Origin of the sequence: Pseudomonas sp. D3-10, assembly GCF_051132175.1 — a bacterium.
GTDB lineage: Bacteria > Pseudomonadota > Gammaproteobacteria > Pseudomonadales > Pseudomonadaceae > Aquipseudomonas.
This window is the reverse complement of sequence record NZ_CP071668.1, coordinates 77,777-100,382: the sequence shown is the minus strand read 5'-3', so window position 1 is coordinate 100,382 and position 22,606 is coordinate 77,777. Positions and strand designations below refer to the sequence as shown.

Annotated in this window: 23 protein-coding genes; 14 read left to right on the top strand and 9 right to left on the bottom strand. The window is 61.0% G+C overall.

The features are described from left to right. Nucleotides 1-51: 51 nt before the first annotated feature. Nucleotides 52-1,200 carry an NAD(P)/FAD-dependent oxidoreductase gene (locus J3P90_RS00460; RefSeq protein WP_434561386.1) on the bottom strand — a complete coding sequence of 383 codons (1,149 nt, stop codon included), beginning with the start codon at nucleotides 1,198-1,200 and terminating at the stop codon, nucleotides 52-54. Nucleotides 1,201-1,224: 24 nt separating this feature from the next. Further along, complete coding sequence (locus J3P90_RS00455; RefSeq protein ID WP_420765972.1) at nucleotides 1,225-1,392, bottom strand: rubredoxin; 168 nt, start codon at nucleotides 1,390-1,392, stop codon at nucleotides 1,225-1,227. A gap of 175 nt (nucleotides 1,393-1,567) precedes the next feature. Here J3P90_RS00455 and J3P90_RS00450 point away from each other — a divergent pair, with 175 nt between their 5' ends. From J3P90_RS00450 to J3P90_RS00430, 5 genes are all read left to right on the top strand, one after another. Continuing rightward, nucleotides 1,568-2,131: a chorismate--pyruvate lyase family protein gene (locus J3P90_RS00450; RefSeq protein ID WP_434675642.1), complete on the top strand. Its 564-nt coding sequence runs from the start codon at nucleotides 1,568-1,570 to the stop codon at nucleotides 2,129-2,131. Next, complete coding sequence (gene ubiA / locus J3P90_RS00445; protein WP_434561390.1) at nucleotides 2,131-3,021, top strand: 4-hydroxybenzoate octaprenyltransferase; 891 nt, start codon at nucleotides 2,131-2,133, stop codon at nucleotides 3,019-3,021. The genes J3P90_RS00450 and ubiA overlap by 1 nt, the downstream gene beginning before the upstream one ends. A 95-nt stretch (nucleotides 3,022-3,116) precedes the next feature. Further along, nucleotides 3,117-4,175 carry a PA0069 family radical SAM protein gene (locus J3P90_RS00440; protein WP_434561392.1) on the top strand — a complete coding sequence of 353 codons (1,059 nt, stop codon included), beginning with the start codon at nucleotides 3,117-3,119 and terminating at the stop codon, nucleotides 4,173-4,175. A gap of 209 nt (nucleotides 4,176-4,384) precedes the next feature. Further along, the gene (locus tag J3P90_RS00435) at nucleotides 4,385-5,116 is read left to right on the top strand and encodes a carbonic anhydrase (RefSeq protein WP_420765976.1); all 732 of its coding nucleotides are present in this window, start codon (nucleotides 4,385-4,387) and stop codon (nucleotides 5,114-5,116) included. 92 nt (nucleotides 5,117-5,208) lie between these two features. Beyond that, on the top strand, nucleotides 5,209-6,738 hold the full coding sequence (locus J3P90_RS00430) for a SulP family inorganic anion transporter (protein ID WP_434675641.1): 1,530 nt from the start codon (nucleotides 5,209-5,211) through the stop codon (nucleotides 6,736-6,738). A 173-nt stretch (nucleotides 6,739-6,911) separates the two neighbouring features. Here J3P90_RS00430 and J3P90_RS00425 read toward each other — a convergent pair whose 3' ends face one another. Further along, nucleotides 6,912-7,562 carry a hypothetical protein gene (locus J3P90_RS00425; protein WP_420765978.1) on the bottom strand — a complete coding sequence of 217 codons (651 nt, stop codon included), beginning with the start codon at nucleotides 7,560-7,562 and terminating at the stop codon, nucleotides 6,912-6,914. 374 nt (nucleotides 7,563-7,936) lie between these two features. Between J3P90_RS00425 and coxB the strand changes: the two genes are divergently transcribed. From coxB to J3P90_RS00405, 4 genes are all read left to right on the top strand, one after another. Continuing rightward, nucleotides 7,937-9,064: a cytochrome c oxidase subunit II gene (coxB, locus tag J3P90_RS00420; protein WP_434675640.1), complete on the top strand. Its 1,128-nt coding sequence runs from the start codon at nucleotides 7,937-7,939 to the stop codon at nucleotides 9,062-9,064. An 82-nt stretch (nucleotides 9,065-9,146) separates the two neighbouring features. After that, entirely contained in the window at nucleotides 9,147-10,733 is a 1,587-nt protein-coding gene (gene ctaD, locus J3P90_RS00415; RefSeq protein WP_420765980.1) for a cytochrome c oxidase subunit I, read from the top strand. Between the two features lie 121 nt (nucleotides 10,734-10,854). After that, nucleotides 10,855-11,406 (top strand): cytochrome c oxidase assembly protein, encoded by a 552-nt coding sequence (locus tag J3P90_RS00410; RefSeq protein ID WP_420765981.1) that lies wholly within the window; start codon nucleotides 10,855-10,857, stop codon nucleotides 11,404-11,406. Between the two features lie 24 nt (nucleotides 11,407-11,430). Continuing rightward, nucleotides 11,431-12,318: a cytochrome c oxidase subunit 3 gene (locus tag J3P90_RS00405; RefSeq protein ID WP_420765982.1), complete on the top strand. Its 888-nt coding sequence runs from the start codon at nucleotides 11,431-11,433 to the stop codon at nucleotides 12,316-12,318. 24 nt (nucleotides 12,319-12,342) lie between these two features. On the opposite strand, the gene J3P90_RS00400 is transcribed toward J3P90_RS00405, so the two are convergent. Beyond that, entirely contained in the window at nucleotides 12,343-12,546 is a 204-nt protein-coding gene (locus tag J3P90_RS00400) for a twin transmembrane helix small protein (protein WP_420765983.1), read from the bottom strand. Between the two features lie 70 nt (nucleotides 12,547-12,616). Between J3P90_RS00400 and J3P90_RS00395 the strand changes: the two genes are divergently transcribed. Genes J3P90_RS00395 through J3P90_RS00375 form a run of 5 tightly spaced genes read left to right on the top strand, consistent with a single transcriptional unit; the run spans nucleotide 12,617 to nucleotide 16,522 of the window. Beyond that, complete coding sequence (locus J3P90_RS00395; protein WP_434675639.1) at nucleotides 12,617-13,354, top strand: SURF1 family protein; 738 nt, start codon at nucleotides 12,617-12,619, stop codon at nucleotides 13,352-13,354. Further along, a complete protein-coding gene (locus tag J3P90_RS00390; RefSeq protein WP_434675638.1) occupies nucleotides 13,320-13,913 on the top strand; it encodes a hypothetical protein in 594 nt (197 codons plus the stop codon). Before J3P90_RS00395 ends, J3P90_RS00390 begins: the two co-directional genes overlap by 35 nt. Nucleotides 13,914-13,923: 10 nt before the next feature. Beyond that, nucleotides 13,924-15,003 (top strand): COX15/CtaA family protein, encoded by a 1,080-nt coding sequence (locus tag J3P90_RS00385; RefSeq protein ID WP_434561402.1) that lies wholly within the window; start codon nucleotides 13,924-13,926, stop codon nucleotides 15,001-15,003. Further along, nucleotides 14,991-15,890: a heme o synthase gene (cyoE, locus tag J3P90_RS00380; protein ID WP_420765987.1), complete on the top strand. Its 900-nt coding sequence runs from the start codon at nucleotides 14,991-14,993 to the stop codon at nucleotides 15,888-15,890. Before J3P90_RS00385 ends, cyoE begins: the two co-directional genes overlap by 13 nt. Continuing rightward, the gene (locus J3P90_RS00375) at nucleotides 15,887-16,522 is read left to right on the top strand and encodes an SCO family protein (RefSeq protein WP_434675637.1); all 636 of its coding nucleotides are present in this window, start codon (nucleotides 15,887-15,889) and stop codon (nucleotides 16,520-16,522) included. Before cyoE ends, J3P90_RS00375 begins: the two co-directional genes overlap by 4 nt. Before the next feature lie 606 nt (nucleotides 16,523-17,128). Here J3P90_RS00375 and J3P90_RS00370 read toward each other — a convergent pair. From J3P90_RS00370 to trkA, 5 genes are all read right to left on the bottom strand, one after another. Further along, entirely contained in the window at nucleotides 17,129-19,321 is a 2,193-nt protein-coding gene (locus J3P90_RS00370; protein ID WP_434675636.1) for a TonB-dependent receptor, read from the bottom strand. Nucleotides 19,322-19,487: 166 nt separating this feature from the next. After that, nucleotides 19,488-20,195: a DUF2459 domain-containing protein gene (locus J3P90_RS00365; protein WP_434608613.1), complete on the bottom strand. Its 708-nt coding sequence runs from the start codon at nucleotides 20,193-20,195 to the stop codon at nucleotides 19,488-19,490. 62 nt (nucleotides 20,196-20,257) lie between these two features. After that, a complete protein-coding gene (locus J3P90_RS00360) occupies nucleotides 20,258-20,500 on the bottom strand; it encodes a hypothetical protein (protein WP_434608615.1) in 243 nt (80 codons plus the stop codon). 225 nt (nucleotides 20,501-20,725) lie between these two features. Further along, on the bottom strand, nucleotides 20,726-21,037 hold the full coding sequence (locus J3P90_RS00355; RefSeq protein ID WP_434608617.1) for a tetratricopeptide repeat protein: 312 nt from the start codon (nucleotides 21,035-21,037) through the stop codon (nucleotides 20,726-20,728). 176 nt (nucleotides 21,038-21,213) lie between these two features. After that, the gene (gene trkA, locus J3P90_RS00350) at nucleotides 21,214-22,587 is read right to left on the bottom strand and encodes a Trk system potassium transporter TrkA (protein WP_420765993.1); all 1,374 of its coding nucleotides are present in this window, start codon (nucleotides 22,585-22,587) and stop codon (nucleotides 21,214-21,216) included. Nucleotides 22,588-22,606: the final 19 nt, after the last annotated feature.

The following is a 22,606-nucleotide window of genomic DNA, read 5'->3' as shown; positions in this document are numbered from 1 at the left end:
CGGGGGTTTGTGCCCTCAAAAGCAGGTTATTTGTGACAGAACGGCCAGTATTTACGCCAGCAGGGCTGGAAGCTGCTTGTTCAACGCCAGTTTTTCCATCACCGCCGCACCGGTCAGGGCGTAGCCCAGCAGATTGCCTTGGGCGTCGCGGCACAGGGCCTTGATGTCGGCGCCTTGCCCTTCGACGCTCCACACGCCTTCGCTACCCCGTGGTGGCGGCGAAACCACCAATGGGCACACCGGGGTTTTCACCGTGATCGGCATGGCGCCGTAGCCTACGGCGGTGGGGTTGCCGGCCAGGGTTTGGGCCAGGGCGCGCGCGCAACTCATCAGCGGCATCACGTAGAGCAGGTTCAAGCCATCGACTTCGGCGCAGTCGCCCAAGGCGTAGATATTGGCGTGGGAAGTCTTCAGATGACGATCCACCACGACGCCGCGATTGACCACCAGGCCGGCGGCGGCCGCCAGGTCGATGCGCGGGCGCAGACCGATGGCCGAGACCACCAGGTCGCAGGCGATCACTTGGCCGTCCGATAGGTGCGCTTCCAAACCGTCGGCCACCCGTTGCAGGCGATTGAGCACCGGGCCGAGGTGGAACCGCGCGCCAAGGCTTTCCAACCCGGCCTGTACCGCTGCGGCGGCCGCCGGGTGCAGCAGCGTCGGCATGACTTGCTCGCATGGGGCGACCAGTTCTACTTCATAGCCACCCAGAATCAGGTCGTTGGCAAATTCGCAGCCGATCAGGCCGGCGCCTAGCAGCAGCACCCGGCGCTTGCCAGCGGCGGCGGCGCGAAAGCGGGCGTAGTCTTCCAGGTCGTTGATGGGGAAGATCAGGTCCGCCGCGTCGCCTTGCACCGGCACGCGCACGGTTTCAGCGCCCCAGGCCAGAACCAAATCGCGATAGCTCACTGCTTCTTCGCCGATCCACAGGCGCTTGTGGCCCGGGTCGATGCCGCTGATGCGCGTGTGGGTGCGTACCTCGGCATTCAGTTGCTCGGCCATCGCGCCTGGCTCGGCCATGCTCAGGCCATCGGCGTCTTTGTTCTTGCCGAAGCCCGTGGAGAGCATCGGCTTGGAGTAGGAGCGGCCGTCGTCCGCGGTTATCAGCAGCAACGGGGTTTCGCTGTCGAGCTTGCGAAATTCCCGGGCCAGGTTGTAACCGGCCAGGCCAGTGCCGACGATAACGACAGGTGCGCTCATGTTGCTCTCCGTTTGGTGAAACGATCAGTTGATTTCGATCATTTCGAAATCCATTTTGCCGACGCCGCAGTCCGGGCACAGCCAGTCTTGCGGTACGTCTTCCCAGCGAGTGCCGGGCGCGATGCCATCGTCAGGCCAACCGTCAGCTTCGTTGTAGATCAGGCCACAGACAATACATTGCCACTTCTTCATTCCAATACTTCCTCAAGATGTCAGGCTTGGCCGGTATTTTCCGGCTCAGGGCCGTTTTGTACTGATCGGTCGCGACAGATGCAAGCGGCATCGGCGGGACGGCGGGTTGGCTCGGCCAAAATCGCCGACCGGCATGGTAAGCTCGCGGCCTCATTTGCTGCCATTCAAGACCCCTGTGCCGCCTACAAATTCGATATTTCCTACACTCCAATGGCTGCCCCAACACCTGCTGTCGCCCCGCCCGGATGCGTGCGTCATGGACTGGCTGTTTGACGAAGGCTCCCTGACCCGGCGCCTGACCGGCCTGTCGGACGATCACTTCAGCGTGACGCCGCTGTTCGAAGGCTGGCAGCCGTTGCGCGCCGATGAGTGTGCCGCGCTGGACCTGGCCGAGGGCAGCGAGGGCTGGGTGCGCGAGGTGTACCTGCGCGGCCACGGCCAGCCTTGGGTGTTTGCCCGCAGCGTGGCGGCGCGCAGCGCGTTGCAGGGCGACGGCTTGCAGATGGACGAACTGGGCAGCCGCTCGTTGGGCGAGCTGCTGTTTTGTGACCAGGCGTTCCAGCGTCGGGCGATCGAGGTCTGCCACTACCCGAGCGAATGGTTGCCGGCAGAGGTTCGCGCCACCGCGTTGTGGGGCCGTCGTTCACGTTTTGATCGCGGCACGTTGAGCGTACTGGTGGCGGAGGTGTTTCTGCCGAGCCTGTGGACAGTCGCTCGCGCCTATTCGGAGAATTGCTGATGTACGTGCAACTGCTCAAATCCTTGAACCGCCTCAATCCGCGGGCCTGGGACTTCGTGCAACTGACGCGCATGGACAAGCCCATCGGTATTTATCTGCTGCTGTGGCCGACGTTGTGGGCGCTGTGGATCGCCGGTGAGGGTTCGCCATCCCTGGCCAACATCGTGATTTTTATTCTCGGCGTGGTACTGACCCGTGCCGGCGGCTGCGTGATCAACGACTGGGCCGACCGCAAGGTGGACGGCCACGTCAAGCGCACCGAACAGCGTCCATTGGTGAGCGGCAAGATCAGCTCCAGGGAAGCGCTGGTGTTCTTCGCGGTGCTGATGAGCGTGAGCTTCCTGCTGGTGCTGTGCACCAATGCGCCGACGATTCTGTTGTCCTTGGGCGGGTTGGCTTTGGCCTTCAGCTACCCGTTCATGAAGCGCTATACCTATTACCCCCAAGTGGTGCTGGGCGCGGCGTTTTCGTGGGGCATGCCGATGGCCTTCACCGCCGAAACCGGCCATCTGCCGGCGGCCGCCTGGTTGCTGTACATCGCCAACCTGCTGTGGACGGTGGGCTACGACACCTATTACGCCATGACCGACCGGGACGATGATTTGAAAATAGGCGTGAAATCCACGGCGATCCTGTTCGGCGATGCCGACCGGGTGATCATCCTCACGCTGCAAGGCCTGGCCCTGGCCTGCCTGTTGCTGGCCGGGTCGACATTCAAGCTCGGTGGCTGGTTTCACCTGGGGTTGGTGGCCGCTGCCGCGTGTTTCGCCTGGGAGTTCTGGTACACCCGCAGCAAGGATCGGATGCGCTGCTTCAAGGCGTTCTTGCACAACCATTGGGCCGGGTTGGCGATTTTCGTGGGGATTGTGCTGGACTATGGGTTGCGCTGAGGCGACTCGCTTATCCATAGAACCCGCCCAATGGCACTGGCCGCAATGGCAATCAACGAATACTGTATGCACATACAGCTTTCGGAGTATTGCCCATGTCCGTCCCTCTTCCGCCCCGTGGCCGCGGCACCGCCACCAATCCGCATAACCGTTTCGCCCCAAGCCGTTCGGTGGCCGAGGATGATGGCTGGTACCAGGAAGTACCGCCGACCCAGGGCACCGAAGTACGCATCGAAACCGCCAAGACCATCATCACCCGCAACACTTCCACCGACATCCCTTTCGATCGCTCGATCAACCCCTACCGAGGCTGCGAACACGGTTGCATCTATTGTTATGCCAGGCCCAGCCATGCCTACTGGGACATGTCGCCCGGGCTCGATTTCGAAACGAAGCTGATCGCCAAGACCAACGCCGCCGACGTGCTGGAGCAACAATTGGCCCGGCGCGGCTACCAGTGCGCGCCGATCGCCCTGGGTTCCAACACCGACCCGTACCAGCCGATCGAACGCGAGCAACGCATTACCCGGAGGATTCTTGAGGTGTTGTTGCGTCATCGGCACCCGGTGACCATCGTCACCAAAGGCTCGTTGATCCTGCGGGACCTGGACCTGTTGACCGAACTGGCCCAGCAACGCCTCGTACACGTGATGATCAGCCTCACCACGCTGGACGATGAGCTCAAGCGCATTCTCGAACCCCGCGCGGCCGCGCCCAGCGCACGGCTTCGGGCCATAAGGGTCATGCGCGAGGCGGGTATCAAGGTGGGGGTGCTGTGTGCGCCAATGATTCCGATGATCAACGACAGCGAGATCGAAAGCCTGCTGGCCGAAGCCCATGCCGCCGGCGCGCAGACCGCCGCCTATGTCATGTTGCGCCTGCCACTGGAAGTGGCGCCGCTGTTCGAGGAGTGGTTGCAGGCGCACTACCCGCAGCGCGCCGCCCATGTGTTGAGCCTGGTGCGCCAGAGTCGCGGCGGTGAGCTGTACGACAGCCGGTTTGGCGTACGGATGCGCGGCGAAGGCCCGTTTGCCGATCTGCTGGCGCAGCGTTTCGCTAAAACGATTAAGCGGTTGGGAATGGATCGGCGCGACGGTTACGATCTTGATTGCGATGCCTTCTGTCCGCCGGGGCGACAGATGTCATTGATTTAAATACAGTTCGCTTTAAATTGATCTTTGGAGATGGCGCGGCGCAAACATCCCTGGCGCTTTGTTTACGCCTCGTAATATGCGTTCTAGAGCCTTCCATTCAGTTTGAGTTAAGTTTCGGCCGCTACCTTGTTCATCGAGTGACTGACGGGTCGAGCCTTTCGACCTGGATGTTTTTTAACCAGCCACTGGCGTCTCAAAGAGGATGAATCATGAGTGACAAGGATAAACAGCCGTTGGCTGCGTCGGCTTCAGCCCAACCCCAGGCGGAAACCGCCGATGCAGCGCTGCAGCACATTGTTGACGGCTTTTTGCATTTCCATCACGAGATCTTTCCCCAGCAGGAAGAGCTCTTCAAGAAACTCGCCACCGCCCAGAAGCCCCGGGCGATGTTCATCACCTGCGCCGATTCGCGCATCGTGCCCGAGTTGATCACCCATAGCTCTCCTGGCGACCTGTTCGTGACCCGTAACGTCGGCAACGTCGTTCCGCCTTACGGCCAGATGAACGGCGGTGTTTCCACCGCCATCGAATACGCCGTGCTCGCCCTCGGCGTGCAGCACATCATCGTCTGCGGCCACTCCGATTGCGGCGCCATGCGTGCCGTGCTCAACCCCGATACCTTGGAAAAAATGCCGACGGTCAAGGCCTGGCTGCGCCACGCCGAAGTCGCCAAGACCATGGTCCATGACAACTGCCCGTGCGGTGACGAGAAGCAGACCATGCCCGTCCTCACCGAAGAGAACGTGATCGCGCAGTTGCAGCATTTGCGAACGCACCCCTCGGTGGCTTCTCGCATGGCCAGCGGCCAGTTGTTCATCCATGGCTGGGTGTACAACATCGAGACCAGCGAGATCAAAGCCTTTGACGCGGACCGGGGCTGTTTCCTGCCGCTCGATGGCAGCCATCCGATACCGGTGGCGACGCCCAAAGCGCGCTTCTAAAACCACTCCTAATCATCCTTGTATGGTTCAGCCTTACCGCTATTTAGGCGGTAGGGCCTCGCCATGCCTGAAGAAACTTCGGGAGAGTCGCCATGCGTGCTGCTCAATTAAAAGCTGTTCTGCCACGGGAGCTGTTGGCTTCGGTGGTTGTATTCCTCGTGGCGCTGCCATTGTGCATGGGCATTGCCATCGCATCAGGCCTGCCACCGGCCAAGGGCCTGATTACCGGGATCATCGGTGGTTTGGTGGTGGGTTTTCTGGCGGGCTCCAAGCTGCAAGTCAGCGGTCCGGCCGCCGGGTTGGCGGTGTTGGTTTTCGAACTGGTGCGCCAGCACGGCGTGGCCATGCTCGGGCCGATCCTGTTGTTGGCCGGCCTTCTGCAACTGTTGGCCGGACGCTTTCGCCTCGGGTGCTGGTTCCGGGTCACCGCGCCTGCGGTGGTGTACGGCATGCTCGCCGGTATCGGCGTGCTGATCGTGTTGTCCCAGGTCCATGTGATGCTCGACGCAGCGCCCAAGCCTTCCGGCCTGGACAACCTGGCGGCATTCCCTGCGGCAGTCGCCCAGGCCTTGCCGTCGTTCGGCTGGCAGGCCGGCTTGCTGGGCCTTTCGACGATCGCGGTGATGTGGCTATGGGAAAAGTTCCGGCCCCATAGCCTGCGCTTCATTCCTGGCGCGCTGCTGGGCGTCGGCCTGGCAACCGTCGCGAGCCTGCTGCTGGCGTTGCAGGTCAAGCGCGTAGAAGTCCCGGAAAACATGGCCGAAGCCATCGACTGGCTGCGCCCGGCGGATCTGCTGAACCTGGCCGATCCAACGCTGCTGATCGCGGCCTTCGCGGTCGCCTTCATCGCCAGCGCCGAAACCCTGCTGTCGGCGGCCGCCGTGGACCGCATGCACAGCGGCGAACGGGCGGATTTCGACCGGGAATTGTCGGCGCAAGGTATCGGCAACATGCTCTGCGGCCTGCTCGGCGCCTTGCCCATGACCGGCGTGATCGTGCGCAGCTCGGCCAATGTCCAGGCCGGCGCGACCACGCGGATGTCGACGATTTTCCACGGCTTGTGGTTGCTGCTGTTCGTGCTGTTGCTGTCGAGCGTGCTGCAAAGCATTCCGGTGGCGAGCCTGGCGGGTGTGCTGGTCTATACCGGTTTCAAGCTGGTGGACATCAAGGCGTTCCGCAGCCTCGGTCGTTATGGGCGGATGCCCATGTTCACCTATGCCGCGACGGCACTGGCGATCATCTTCACCGACCTGTTGACCGGTGTACTGGTCGGTTTCGGCCTGACCCTGGTGAAGCTGGCCTGGAAAGCTTCGCGCCTGAAAATCAGCCTGATCGACCTGCCGCAGGAAGGCGAGATGGAACTGCGATTGGTGGGTGCGGCAACCTTCCTCAAGGTTCCGGCCTTGACCCAGGTAATGGGTACCATTCCCGAAGGCGCGACGGTGCATGTGCCGCTCAATAATCTGAGCTACATCGATCACTCGTGCCTGGAGTTGCTCGAAGAATGGGGCCGGGCGAACGCCAGCAAGGGTTCGAAGCTGCTGATTGAATCCCGCGGGCTCAAGCGCCGGTTGGAAGGGCGGTTGCGCACGACGGTGGGGGTTGGCGCAGCCTCTGCCTGACAGCTCACTCCCAAAGGAGCTGGGTGTAGGGCAGATAATTCTTGAAGACCACAAACTCAATGTGGGAGCGAGCTTGCTCGCGATGGCGGCGTGTCAGTCCACTACACTGTGGCTGACCCAATGCAATCGCGAGCAAGCTCGCTCCGACAGGGGAGTTATGCGTCCCCGATAGATCAAGCCGCCGGCTGATCCAGCTCCAGGCCCACGCCCAAGCGACGGGACATGCACGGCCAGCGCTTCCAGGCCGCGCCGGTCTCCGGGCTGCTGAGCTTCTCGCGATAGGCTTCCACCGACTCCAACGCAAACGTCTCGTCGTTGAGCATCTCATCGAACGTGTGATGCACCACTTCATCGAGCTGGTTGGCAAACGCCTCACCGATCAATTGGTGGGCGATCAGGTTGGCGACCGTCATGTCCAACGGAATCAGCGGCTGGCCGAAATGCTTGATGTAGAGGTCGTTCACCTCTTCGACGAACCGGTGCGCCAGATAGGCTTCGTCGAGCAGGCTGTTGAGCCCGACATGCCCGGCCGTGATGGTCGGTGGCTGGAGAAAGTACTGCTCGGCAATTTTCAGTACGGGTTTGATTTGCGACTCGATACCCGCCTCCCTGGCAACGACATTGGCTGCATCCAGCAGGTCAGGCACTTCGTTGATGTAGGCGGCGACAAATCTCGCCAGGACGTCATTGGCGTTCGCATCCGGCAACTGAATGGCGGGGTGCAGCGTTGGTAACTGCGCCGTCAACTGACGGCTCAACAGGCCGGTCTCGGCCTCATGTTGCAGGGCTTTTTGGATCTGCTCGCGCAATGCGGCGGTGTTCATGACAACTCCAGGAAAACAACAGGCAATGAAATAGGAATGACATAACTTAGCTGGCGCGCATTGACTCCTAAGACCTATTTTTCATAACCGCCCCTTCCCTGATACGTCGTCGTTATATCGGTTTGCCATCACTCAGTACGCATCCTTCTCCATTCATGGGCTCTAGCGCAAGCCCCGGCTGTTTCAAACGATTTACGCCGTCGCGTTGCGAGGTTGCAGGTGCTGTCTATACTCGGGTTGGAATGGAGTTAGCTGATGACACCCGATTGCATGTGCAGCAAGGCGCGGCGAGTCAATTAAGCAGTCTGAAAAGCCGATCCCTTGCCGCAGGCGTTACGCCTACGGGATAACAAGAACGATAAGGGGAACCCGCAATGACGCGACATCCACACGTATGGATGGGCCTCCTGTTGTGGTCGATTTTCAGTCAGGCGCAAGCGGCCTGGACTGTGAATATGGCGCCTGGAGCGACACAGATCAGCAATGCAGTGTTCGACCTTCACATGACCATTTTCTGGATCTGTGTGGTCATCGGCATCATCGTCTTCGGCGCCATGTTCTGGTCGATGATGATGCACCGCCGCTCAACCGGCCAGAATGCCGCGCACTTCCACGAAAACACCCGCGTCGAAATCCTCTGGACCATCGTGCCCTTCCTGATCCTGGTGCTGATGGCGATCCCCGCCACAGCCACGCTGATCAAGATGTACGACTCCAGCGAGTCGGAGATCGACATCCAGGTCACCGGCTATCAATGGAAGTGGCACTACAAATACCTGGGCCAGGACGTCGAGTTCTTCAGCAACCTGGCGACCCCCGCCGAACAGATCAACAACCAGAGCGCCAAGGGCGAGCACTACCTGCTGGAAGTCGACAAGCCGCTGGTGCTGCCGGTCGATGCCAAGGTGCGCTTTCTGGTGACCTCCGCCGACGTGATCCACTCCTGGTGGGTGCCGGCCTTCGCGGTCAAGCGCGACGCTATTCCAGGGTTCGTCAACGAAGCCTGGACCCGCGTCGACAAGCCCGGCATCTATCGTGGCCAATGCGCCGAGCTGTGTGGCAAGGACCATGGCTTCATGCCGATCGTGGTAGAGGTCAAGACCAAACCCGACTACGAGAAATGGCTGGGCGAACGCAAGGCCGAAGCCGCGCAGCTTAAAGAGTTGACCAGCAAGGAGTGGACGCGCGAAGAACTCGTCGAGCGTGGCGACAAGGTCTACCACACCACATGCGTGGCATGTCACCAGGCCGAAGGCCAGGGCTTGCCGCCGATGTTCCCGGCGCTCAAGGGCTCGAAAATCGCCACCGGGCCAATCAAGGATCACTTGAACATCGTCTTCCATGGCAAGCCCGGCACCTCCATGGCGGCGTTCGGCAAACAGTTGTCGGAAGTCGATATCGCGGCGGTCGTGACCTATGAACGCAACGCCTGGGGCAACAACAAGGGCGACATGGTCACGCCTAAAGAAGTGCTGGAACTCAAACAGGCAGAAAGCCAATGAGCCGGCCTGACGTCTGTTCCCGCAACCGGTCGGGGCGCGTTGCCCCGCGCCGTCCAGCCCATTGGTTCGAAGGAGAAAGGACATGAGTGCTGTGATCGATGACCACGGTCATGCCGACCACGCCCACGGCCCCGCCAAGGGCCTGATGCGCTGGGTGCTGACCACCAACCACAAGGACATCGGTACGCTGTACCTGTGGTTCGCGTTCTCCATGTTCCTGTTGGGCGGCTCGTTCGCCATGGTGATCCGCGCCGAGCTGTTCCAGCCCGGTTTGCAGATCGTACAGCCGGAGTTCTTCAACCAGATGACCACCATGCATGGCCTGGTGATGGTCTTCGGCGCGGTGATGCCGGCCTTCGTCGGCCTTGCCAACTGGATGGTGCCGCTGATGATCGGCGCGCCGGACATGGCCCTGCCACGCATGAACAACTTCAGTTTCTGGCTGTTGCCGGCGGCGTTCCTGATGCTGGTCTCGACGCTGTTCACACCGGGGGGTGGGCCGAATTTCGGCTGGACATTCTATGCGCCGCTGTCCACCACCTATGCGCCGGAAAGCGTGACGTTTTTCATCTTCGCCATCCACCTGATGGGCATCAGCTCGATCATGGGCGCGATCAATGTGGTCGCCACTATCCTCAACCTGCGCGCCCCCGGCATGACCCTGATGAAAATGCCGCTGTTCGTCTGGACCTGGCTGATCACCGCGTTTTTGCTGATCGCGGTCATGCCGGTGCTGGCCGGCTGCGTGACGATGATGCTGATGGACATCCACTTCGGCACCAGCTTCTTCAGTGCCGCCGGCGGCGGTGACCCGGTGCTGTTCCAGCATGTGTTCTGGTTCTTCGGCCACCCCGAGGTATACATCATGATCCTGCCGGCCTTCGGTGCCGTCAGCTCGATCATCCCGGCGTTCTCGCGCAAGCCATTGTTCGGCTACACCTCGATGGTCTACGCCACGGCCGCCATTGCGTTCCTGTCGTTCATCGTCTGGGCGCACCACATGTTCGTGGTCGGCATCCCGCTGGTGGGCGAGTTGTTCTTCATGTACGCGACCCTGCTGATCGCCGTGCCCACCGGGGTGAAGGTGTTCAACTGGGCCAGCACCATGTGGCAGGGCTCGCTGACCTTCGAGACGCCGATGCTGTTCGCCGTGGCGTTCGTGATCCTGTTTTCCATCGGCGGCTTCTCCGGGCTCATGCTCGCCATCGCCCCGGCGGACTTCCAGTACCAAGACACCTACTTTGTGGTCGCGCATTTCCACTACGTGCTGGTGCCCGGCGCGATCTTCGGGATTTTCGCCTCGGCGTACTACTGGCTGCCGAAATGGACCGGCCACATGTACGACGAAACCCTCGGCAAGCTGCACTTCTGGCTCTCGTTCATCGGCATGAACATGGCGTTCTTCCCGATGCACTTCGTGGGCCTGGCGGGCATGCCCCGGCGGATTCCCGATTACAACCTGCAGTTCGCCGACTTCAACATGGTTTCGTCCATCGGCGCGTTCATGTTCGGCACCACGCAGATCTTCTTCCTGTTCATCGTGATCAAGACCATCCGCGGCGGCGAGCCAGCCCCGGCCAAGCCGTGGGATGGCGCCGAAGGGCTGGAGTGGAGCGTGCCGTCGCCGGCGCCCTATCACACGTTTACTACGCCGCCGGAAGTGAAATAGATGACACCGGGGCCTTGTGTGGGAGCGAGCCTGCTCGCGATAGCGGTGTGTATGACACACCGAGTCGCCGCCATCGCGAGCAGGCTCGCTCCCACAGGGTTCTCGGGGAGGAGCGGGAACCATGGCTGATTCAATCTCGCTGAAGAAACTGGTCACCCGCCTGCTGCTGGTAGTGGTGGCCATGTTCATCTTCGGGTTTGCCCTGGTGCCGATCTACGACGTGATGTGCAAGGCGTTCGGCATCAACGGCAAGACCGGTGGGCAGTACGAAGGCGTGCAGACGGTGGATGAATCACGGCAAGTGCGGGTGCAGTTCCTGTCGACCAACGCGGTGGACATGGTCTGGGATTTCTACCCCAAGGGCGATCAATTGGTGGTCAAGCCGGGGGCAGTGAACGAAATGGTGTTCGTCGCCCACAATCCCACCGACCGGCCGATGAGCGCCCAGGCAGTTCCGAGCATCTCGCCGAGCACGGCGGCGGCGTATTTCCACAAGACCGAATGTTTTTGTTTTACCCAGCAAGTGCTGCAACCCGGCGAACGCATCGAGATGCCCATGCGCTTCATCGTCGACCGGGACATGCCCAAGGAAGTGAAGCATCTGACGCTGTCCTACACGCTGTTCGATATCACTGCTCGTCATCCTCCGGTGGCTCTAAACACTGACCGATAGCGTGCCCGATAAGGAGAACAATAAATGGCAACTCATGAGCACTATTACGTTCCGGCCCAGAGCAAATGGCCGATCATCGCCACGGTCGGGATGTTCGTCACGGTGTATGGGCTGGCGACCTGGTTCAACGACCTGAAGGCGGCACGCCCGGACTCCAACGGCCCGCTGATCTTTTTCGTCGGCGGCCTGTTGGTGGCCTACATGTTGTTCGGCTGGTTTGGCGCCGTCATCAAGGAAAGCCGCGCCGGGCTGTACAGCGCGCAGCTCGATCGCTCGTTTCGCTGGGGCATGAGCTGGTTCATCTTTTCCGAAGTGATGTTCTTCGTCGCGTTCTTCGGCGCGCTGTTTTATGTCCGGGTGGTGTCGGCGCCCGGCCTGGCCGGTGAAGGCAGCAAGGGTTTGTCGGAGATGCTGTGGCCGAACTTCGAATATGTCTGGCCGTTGTTGAACAACCCGGATCCCAAACTCTTCCCACCGCCCAAGGACGTGATCAGCCCTTGGGGCTTGCCGCTGCTCAATACCATCCTGCTGGTCAGTTCCAGCGTCACCGTGACCATCGCCCACCACGCCCTGAAAAAAGGCCATCGCGGCGCATTGAAGGTGTGGCTGGCGATCACCGTGCTGCTGGGTTGCGCGTTCCTGGGCTTCCAGGCCGAGGAATACATCCACGCCTATAAAGAGCTGGGCCTGACGTTGGGCTCGGGGATCTACGGCGCGACGTTCTTCATGCTCACCGGTTTCCACGGCGCCCACGTCACCATCGGCACGATCATCCTGTTCGTGATGCTGATGCGCATCATGCGGGGGCACTTCGACAACGAGCATCAGTTCGGCTTCGAGGCCGCGAGCTGGTACTGGCACTTCGTCGATGTGGTGTGGATCGGCTTGTTCTTCTTCGTCTACATACTCTGAGGCAGCCATTATCAGGGCGACTCTTTACCAAGGAGCATGCGACACCAACTGGCCGCTGAAAAAGCCCCAGGCAATCAAGCCGACGGTCACAGCGGCCAAGGCCACGCGAATTGCCAGGGCGATGACCAGGCGATTGGAATCGCTTTGGTCCTTGACCAGAAAAAACAAGCCGCTGAACAGGCTGGCAACCGTGGCGATCAGCATCAGGGCGATGGCTGCTTTGAGCATTGGAAACACTCCGGGGGGACGCGATGCACGTGAGTATAGCTATCCCGTTCATTAGCCTTAGGGCGGCGCCATGAAAGGCTTCCGGCCGGGCATCGTGCCGTCACTCGTGGTGGCCGTGCTGGTGCCGGTGATGGTGTGCCTGGGGTTCTGGCAAATGAGCCGGGGCGAACAGAAACGTGTGCTCATGGACACTTATGCCGAGCGCCGCGTGGCCAAGCCGATGGACAGCGTCGAGCTTTCGGATACGACGGATCCGGCCTTTCGACCGGTCAGCCTGCGTGGCCAATTCGACGCCGAGCACAGCCTGCTCCTGGACAACCGCCAGCACGACGGCAAGGTGGGCGTCGAACTGCTGCAGCCGTTCCTCGATCACGCCAGCGGGCTTTGGCTGCTGGTCAATCGTGGCTGGCTGCCCTGGCCGGATCGCCGCACCCCGCCAGTCTTCAGCACACCTGAACAGACTGTCGACCTTCAAGCCTGGGTCTACGTCGCACCCGGCGCCACGTTCCAACTTCACGCCGACCCGGCAAGCGCACCGTGGCCGCGGCTGGTCACCACCATCGAACCGCAGAAACTCTGGGCAGAACTGGACCGTGGCGGCTTCGCTTACGAACTAAGACAACAAAGCGGCCCCGGCGCCTACCAGACCGATTGGCCGGTGGTTGCCATGGGTCCGGAAAAACACCTCGGCTATGCCGTGCAGTGGTTCGCCATGGCGGCGGCGCTGTTCGGCCTTTTCCTCTATCTCGGATGGCACAACGCAGGGAGACACCATGGGAAGCACCATGAATCCAACCAACACGTCTGAAGCGCCCGATGCACGCAGCCGCCGCAAGGGCCGCGTGCAATTGCTGTTGATTGTGCTGGGCGTGATCGGCCCGATGATCCTCGCCACCGGCATGTACAAATTCCAGTTCTGGGTCCCCGACAGCCGCAGCTACCACGGCGAGTTGATCGGCAACGGCCAGTCCCGCGCCGACATCGGCGTGCAGGCCGACGAGCAGCGCTGGCAGATCCTGGTGACGGCCCCTCAAGAGTGCTCGGTGGACTGCCGCCAGCTGGTCTACCTGGCCCGGCAAGTGCAGATCGGCCTGGGCCGCGAAGCCGGCCGCGCCAGCCATGCCCTGGCCATCGCGCAACCACTGGACAGCGAGTACGACGCCCAGCTGCAGCGCGAATATCCCCAGCTGCAACGCTACCCGCTGGATCTGCCTGCCTATCAGAAAGGCGCCCAGGGTTCCGGCGGCGCCCAGCTGTGGATCATCGATCCCCACAGCAACCTAGTGCTGCGCTACGACGCCCGGGTCAAGGGCAAGGATTTGCTCAACGACCTGCGGCACCTGCTGAAACTGTCGAACATCGGATGAGGACATCGACATGGCCAAGCCTGGATTTCGCCTCGCGCTGTTCGCCACGTTGCTGGCATTGATTGTCGTACTGTTAGGCGCCTACACCCGCCTGACTCACGCCGGCCTCGGTTGCCCCGACTGGCCGGGTTGCTACGGATTCATCAGCGTACCCAAGGGCGAAGCCCAACTGGCCCATGCCGAATTGCATTTCCCCGACGCCCCGGTTGAGGCCCATAAAGGCTGGAACGAGATGGTCCACCGGTATTTCGCCGGTGCCTTGGCGCTGATGATTGCCGCGCTGGCCGCCCGGGCCTGGACGAACCGTCGTCACCCTGGCTTGCCATTGAAATTGCCACTGTTTCTCCTCGCCGTTGTGTTCGCGCAAGCGGCGTTCGGCATGTGGACCGTGACGTTGAAGCTCTGGCCGCAAGTGGTCACCGGTCATCTGCTGGGCGGGTTCGCGACGTTGAGCCTGTTGTTTCTGCTTACCCTGAGATTGTCCGGCGTGTTGCCGGCGCTGACCGTGCCCAAGCGCCTGCAACATTGGGCCACGGCCGGGCTGCTGCTGGTGATCGGCCAGATCGCCTTGGGCGGCTGGGTCAGTTCCAACTACGCCGCGGTGGCCTGCATCGACTTCCCCACCTGCCATGGTGAATGGATGCCGCCCGCCGATTTCGCCAACGGCTTTCACCTGACCCAGCACATCGGCCCGAACTACCTGGGCGGGCAACTGGACAGCGACGCCCGTACCGCCATCCATGTGACCCATCGCATCGGCGCGTTACTGGTGACTGTTGTGCTGCTTGGGCTGGCTTGGCAACTGAAGACGGTGGGCATGACCCGACTGGCGGGGCTGGTCCTCACCGCGCTGGTCGCGCAAATTACATTAGGTATAAGCAACGTCGTGTTTCATCTGCCGCTGCCGGTGGCCGTGGCCCACAACGCCGGGGGCGCCGCCCTGCTGCTGACCCTGGTGCTGGTCAATTATCACGCCCGCACCAGCCTGGTCCGGGTACGGCACCACGCCCCGCTGCGCTGGCGCTTCAATCCGCCCGAACACGGCGTCGCCCCCATTACGATTAAAGGAGAGATGCCATGGCAACCTTGACCGGTGAACGCCACAGCCAGGCGATCTGGCGCGATTACCTGGAGCTGACCAAGCCCAAAGTGGTGGTATTGATGCTGATCACCTCGCTGGTCGGCATGTTTCTCGCGACCCGCGCCGGAGTGCCGTGGACGGTCCTTGTATTCGGCAACCTGGGCATCGCGCTGTGCGCAGGTGGCGCGGCCGCGGTGAACCACGTGGTGGATCGGCGTATCGACGCGGTGATGGCCCGCACCCATAAGCGGCCGCTGGCCGAAGGGCGGGTCTCGCCCGCCGCTGCACTGACTTTCGCCCTGGCACTGGCCGTCGCCGGGCAAGCCATGTTGCTGATCTTTACCAACCCACTGACCGCCTGGCTGACCCTCGCCTCGCTCCTCGGTTACGCCGTGATCTACACCGGCTTCCTCAAGCGGGCAACGCCGCAGAACATCGTCATCGGCGGCCTCGCCGGCGCCGCTCCGCCGCTGCTGGGCTGGGTGGCGGCCACCGGACACGTCAGCGCCGAACCGCTGTTGCTGGTGTTGATCATCTTCGCCTGGACACCACCGCACTTCTGGGCCCTGGCGATTCATCGCAAGGAGGAATACGCCAAGGCCGACATTCCGATGCTGCCGGTGACCCACGGCGAGCACTACACCAAGATCCATATCCTGCTGTACACCTTGGTGCTGCTGGCGGTGAGCCTGATGCCATTCGTGATCCAGATGAGCGGGTTGATCTACCTGGTTTGTGCGCTAGTGCTGGGTGCCCGGTTTCTGCAATGGGCCGTGGTGTTGTACCGTGGCAGTCGGCCGCACGCGGCGATCAATACGTTCAAGTACTCTATCTGGTACTTGTTCCTGCTGTTCATCGCCCTGCTCGTTGATCACTACTTACTGTTGAGCCTATGACTCGAACCCAGAAAACCGTCTTCATCCTCGCGGCCGTGATCGCACTGATCCTCGGCCTGACCATCAACAAGGTGCTGTCCGGCAAAGGCCAGGGCGACCCGACCGCATTGATCGACGCCGGCATCATCCTGCTGCCGCAAAGCCGCAACCTGCCGGACGTGAAAATGACCGACCAGGACGGCCAGCCCGTGGCGATGGATGGACTGAAAGACAAGTGGAGCCTGCTGTTCTTCGGCTACACCTTCTGCCCGGACATCTGCCCAACCACCCTCGCCCAACTGCGCCAGATCAAAAGCGAACTGCCGCCCGAGGCTGTGGCCAAGTTGCAGGTCGTATTGGTAAGCGTCGACCCGAACCGCGACACCCCTAAGCAACTCAAGCAATACCTGGGCTACTTCGACCCGCAGTTCAAAGGCCTCACCGCCGCCTCGGTGGAAGACCTGCAGAAACTGGCGAATGCGGTGAGCATCCCGTTCATCCCGGCGGACACCAGCAAACCCAACTACACCGTCGATCACAGCGGCAACCTTGCCGTGATTGGACCGGACGGCAAGCAACGCGGGTTTATTCGGGCGCCGTTGAATAATCAGAAATTGGTGGCGCAGTTGCCTGAGATGCTCAAGCGCAAATGAAGCCAAGGCGAGGCCACTTGCTTCCTGATAATGCATCTCCCCGTGGCGAGGGAGCTTGCTCCCGCTCGGTTGCGCAGCGACCGCAAAACCGAACGATGCGGTTTGCCTGAGGAAATGCAGGGGCCTGCTGCGCAGGCCAGCGGGAGCAAGCTCCCTCGCCACAGGGGTTAGTGTCGATCCGAACATCCAGCCCAACGCCACGTACTGTGGGAGCGGGCTTGCTCGCGAAAGCGGCGGGTCAGCTTGCATCAATATTGAATGTGGCACCCTCCTCGCGAGCAAGCTCGCTCCCACACCGGGCGGCGGTGAACAGAGTATCTGCAACAGCCTCAATCCCCTGTGGGAGCGAGCCTGCTCGCGATGACGCCAGCCCAGACACCGCCCGTGGCGAGGGAGCTTGCTCCCGCTCGGCCGGTCCGACGTCTCGGGCGCAGCAGTCGCAAAACCAGACGATGCGGTTTACCTGAAGAAATGCCGAAATCTGTGGGAGCAAAGCTTGCTCGCGATTGGGGCAGGTCTGTCGATACAGGTTTGGCTGGTCTCCACTATCCGAGCAAGCTTTGCTCCCATGGATGTCGCCAGGGACGCTCCACGTTCCGCTTCTGATCAGAAATCAATAGTCCCCGAAAACTTCACCAACCGCGGATCACCCTGCGAAAGATAGCCGCCGTTCGCCGAGGCCCAGTAGTTCTTGTCGGCAATGTTTTCCACATTGACGCGCAACGTCAGGTCTTTCTCTACGAATTTCATCTTATAACGTGCGCCAGCATCGAAACGGTTCCAGGTAGGCAAGCTCAGATTATTAGCCTGATCAGCGTACTGCCCGCCAGTGCGCAACATTCTGGCGCTGAGCGCGGCGCCTTCAATGCCTGGGACATCCCAATCCACGCTGGCATTGAGCTGGAACGTTGGCACGCCAATGGCGTGGTTGCCATCGTTGAAACCGCCCGCAGTGTTTTTGAGTTCGGACGTCATTCGGGTGCCGCCGGCCATCAACCGGAGACCTTCGATGGGCTCACCGAATACGCTGATCTCCAACCCTTTATTGACCTGCTCACCGTCACGCACATAGAGGTTCTGCGCGTTGTCGACGTAGCCATCGGAAGGTTTCTCGATACGGAAAACACCCACGTTGGCACCGAAGGTTTGCATGTCCAGCTTGATGCCCGCTTCCAACTGTTTTGTGCGGCCCGGGGGAAAGGCTTGGCCCAGGTTGGTGATGCCTGAACCGGACGCCACTGGCCCTTTAGCAAGGCCTTCGATTCGGTTGGCGTAGAGCGACACGCTCTCCACAGGCTTGTAGACAATGCCGTAGACAGGCGTGGTAACGGCTTCATCGTAGGGCGTGCTACGACTGCCATCGTTTGCTGGATTGGCTACACCGTTTGAGGTGGTGCCATCGTACTTATAGTTTTCGACACGCAACTGCTGACGACGGACACCATAAGTGACCAGCAATTTGTCATCGAACAAGCCCAACGTGTCGGAAATCGCTAGGCTACGGTTGCGGGTTTTGCCGGTCACCCCGGGATCGCCCATTTCACCGCCGGTGCTGGACACCGCGGTCGGCTTGGGTAGCGTTGGGGTGTCGTAGAGATTGCTGTTGCCGGTAACGGGACGATAGAAGGTGTAGGCGTTTTCCTGCTCGGTCCAGATCGTTGAGCCGCCGATCGCAACCTGGTGGGAAACAGGTCCCGTGTTGAAGCGCCCGTTCAGCCCGCCACTGAACGATGTGTTGTCTTCGTTGTGTGGAATTTCTGAGCCACCGATCGTCGCGACACCGTTATTGCCGACCAGCGTCGGTGTGGCGTATACCCCAGTTTCTCGGGTGTGCTTTACACCGCCAGCCAGGTAGGCGGTCCAGTTTTCGTTCAAGTCCCAATCGCCACGAACCATGCCGAAGGTGTCTTCGGTTTCGGAGTAAGTCCAGTCCTGTCCATAATTGTGACTCGCATCCGGAGCCGTGGGAATGCGCGTGGCGTTGCCGATGTTCACAGAGTTACGCAGTCCATTGATACGCTGTTTCTGGTAGCCGAAATCGGTGGAAACGCGGAAGTCATCACCTCGATAGTCCAAGCCAGCAACGAACAACTTTGTGCGCTGATCCTGGTTGTCGATCGCTGTTTCACCTTCGCGCTGGCTCAGGTTCAACCTGGCGCCAAACCGATTGTCCTCGCCGAACCGCTGCCCGATATCCAAATGCTCGCCCATGCGGCCATCGGTGCTGATGTCCTGCGTATAGCGACGAGTCGGGACATCCTCCGCGCGCTTGGGCTGCAAATTGACACCGCCCCCAAGACCCGAACCCGTCGGGCTGACGCCGTTGATGAACGCGTTGGGCCCCTTGAACACCTCGACGCGCTCAATCGCATCCGTCGACAGAATTTGGCGCGGTAAAACACCGTACAGCCCGTTGTAGGAAATGTCGTCGCTAGCAAGCGGCAGGCCTCGAATCACGAACACCTGGGATTGGTTACCAAACCCATAGGACTGACGCACCGACGGATCATTGAGCAGCACATCACCCACGTCTTCCGCTTGCTGATCTTCAATCAACTGCGAGGTGTAACTGGTCATCACGAACGGGACATCCATGTTGTCCTGATTGCCCAGCACCCCCATCTGGCCTCCCCTCGCCACCTGCCCCCCCGCATAGGGCGCCGATAACGTGTTGGAATTGGTTTTAATCGCATCGGCAGTAACGTCGGTCACGCCCAATTCAATAGGCGCTGCCGCCTGGGCAAGAAAACTGACTGAGCAGCACGCAGCGAGCAACGTAAGGCGAGATGGAAATAGCATGAGTGAGTACCTGCGGGGAAACGGTCAATGCCGCTAATGCTAATGATTCGCAGATAGATTATCCATACCAACGGGCATGTTGCTATAAAGATCCGGAAGAGGTTCTGTCGGCATCAAGCGCCTTAATCGCCACAGGGACTGGCTACCAGGAAGGGGAAATTTGCTCTCACTTCCACGCGAGGGGGGATGTGTCGAACCGAACACCGAGCCCAACGCCGCCCACTGTGGGGGCGAGCCCGCAAAAAGCGCCGACCGCTGTCGCTCGGCGCAACTGCGACATGACGTTCCCCGCCGTAATCACCGCTACGGGCGACATTGGGCAGTTGCTCGCGGCCAGCGCCTCTGCGACCCAGGTATTGCAGGTATAAAACAGCGAATAGTGACCCTCGGCCTGGTAGAACCGGCTCTCTCCATACAGGCCAGGCCCGAGCACCACCAAGGTGCCCGTCGCTGAGCGGGTGAAGGTCCCGGCCACGAACGCGAGCAGTCGTCGGTAGCCGTCCTCCGTCACCCGCACCTCGATGACCTCGCTTGCGGTGAAACGCCGCCTCGGGTCCCCGTCAATCTTGACCGCATGCAGCACGGTTGCCGTCGACCCGAACAAGGCTCCCAGGGCGAGGCTCAAGGTGGCTTGTGGGGCTCGGTAGAAATCCTCGTCACCCCAGCCGAACTCAACGAAGTCGCCTTCGCTGAATGCTTCGACCAGTGCGGGAAGCACTTGAAGCAGATCGGAGCGCGCAATCACCAACCCAGTATGCAGGCCATGATTCACCACATAGAAGGACCGCCAACCGCCACCCTCGCCCCTCGGCGGGTCCGACGCGCTAGCGCAGCCGAACAGCGTGAGGACCAGGGCCAACACTGCAATGCGCATACACAGGGACCACTTAAGGGAACGGATTTATTACCTGATATTAATCCATCCGTCATCCCCCCTCAGCCAACCTCCTCAAACCGCCGCCGCTTCATGAACAACCCCATCCCTATCACCACGGCAAAAACCGACAGCAACCCCAGATCAAACCCCAACACGCGGGTCTGACCTGCCACAAAGCAGCCAACCACACCCGCAGCCATCAACGCCACGCCCAGCCACTTGCGTAGCAGATAAGGTTTGAGGAATCGATCAAGCAGAAAGGACAACACCAAGGCAATGACCAATTGAGTAATTTCGGACATGTATGTCTCCGGTCAGGTCTTGGTGATCAGTATCGAGAGGGTGCGTTGGGGGCCGATGCTGAAGCGGTGAAAGCCTATCAGTAAGCAGCCAGACAGATCGTGTTGGCTGCTTGATGGGCTGGTATTGAGAATGCGGTGGGCTTTTTGGTGAGTGCTGCGCACTGGAGCGCCAGCCCGGTCAAGCGGGAGCAAGCTCCCTCGCCACAAAAGCAGTTTTGTGTGGATTCAGGGCTGGCGATCCAGCTTCTTGAGGAACACGGTCATTTCTTTTTCAGCCTGTTTGTCGCCATGGGCTCGGGCGGCTTCCAGGCCTTGTTCCCAGGCTTGGCGCGCTGCGGCGGCGTCGCCTTGGCCTTGGTGGGCCTTGCCCAGTAGTTTCCAGGCTGCGGAGTACTTCGGGTCGAATTCAACGCAGCGTTGGAGGTGTTCGGCGGCGCGGGGGAATTCGCCTAGGTCTAAGTAGCCTTTGCCGAGGCCGAAGCGCAGGAGGGCGCTGTCCATGCCCTTGGCGAGCATTTTTTCCAGGGAGTCGAGCATGGGGGCGTCCTTATCGGTGTGTCAGGGGTTGATCAGTTGGCTGTTAGATAGCTTTCGCGAGCAGGCTCGCTCCCACAGTGGATCTCGGTCGATCACAATATTTGTGAACGACAGCGAGCCTTTGTGGGAGCGAGCTTGCTCGCGATGAGGCCATGACTGCCACCGCACAGCCTGGATCAGAAAAAGCTCAACCCCACATGGAACAGCTTTTCGACGTCGCGAATGTGCTTCTTATCCACCAGGAACAGGATCACATGGTCGCCGGTCTGGATCACGGTGTCGTCGTGGGCAATGAGCACTTCTTCGTCGCGGATGATGGCGCCGATGGTGGTGCCGGGCGGCAGGCCGATGTCGCGGATGGCTTTGCCGATGACTTTGCTGGATTTGGCGTCGCCATGGGCGATGGCTTCGATGGCTTCGGCCGCGCCGCGGCGCAGGGAGTGGACGCTGACGATATCGCCGCGGCGCACGTGGGCCAGCAAGGTGCCGATGGTTGCCAGTTGCGGGCTGATGGCGATGTCGATGTCGCCGCCCTGGATCAGGTCGACGTAGGCCGGGTTGTTGATGATGGTCATGACCTTCCTGGCCCCCAGGCGCTTGGCCAGGAGCGAGGACATGATGTTGGCTTCGTCATCGTTGGTCAGGGCCAGGAAGATGTCGGCGTCGGCGATGTTTTCTTCCAGCAGCAGGTCGCGGTCGGAGGCGCTGCCCTGCAGCACCACGGTGCTGTCGAGGGTGTCGGAGAGGTAGCGGCAGCGTGCCGGGTTCATCTCGATGATCTTGACTTGGTAGCGGCTTTCGATGGCTTCGGCCAGGCGTTCGCCGATCTGGCCGCCGCCGGCGATGACGATGCGTTTGTAGTTTTCGTCGAGGCGGCGCATTTCGCTCATGACCGCGCGAATATTCGCTTTGGCGGCGATGAAGAAGACTTCGTCATCGGCTTCGATCACGGTGTCGCCCTGGGGCAGGATCGGCCGGTCACGGCGGAAAATCGCTGCCACGCGGGTCTCGACATTGGGCATGTGCTCGCGCAATTGGCGCAGTTGCTGGCCCACCAGCGGTCCGCCGTAGTAGGCCTTGACCGCCACCAGTTGCGCCTTGCTCTCGGCAAAATCTATCACTTGCAAGGCACCGGGGTGTTCGATCAGGCGCTTGATGTAGTTGGTCACCACCTGCTCGGGGCTGATCAGCACGTCCACCGGGATCGCTTCGTTGTCGAACAGGTCGGCGCGGGTCAGGTAGGCCCCTTCGCGAACCCGGGCGATTTTGGTCGGGGTGTGAAACAACGTGTGGGCGACCTGGCAGGCGACCATGTTGGTTTCGTCGCTGTTGGTCACCGCCACCAGCATGTCGGCGTCGTCGGCGCCGGCCTGGCGCAATACCGTCGGCAAGGAGCCGCGCCCTTGTACCGTACGAATGTCGAGACGGTCGCCGAGGTCGCGCAGGCGTTCGCCGTCGGTGTCGACCACGGTGATGTCGTTGGCCTCGCTGGCGAGGTGTTCCGCCAGCGAGCCGCCAACCTGCCCTGCACCCAGGATGATGATTTTCATCCAGTCACTCCTATCGAAT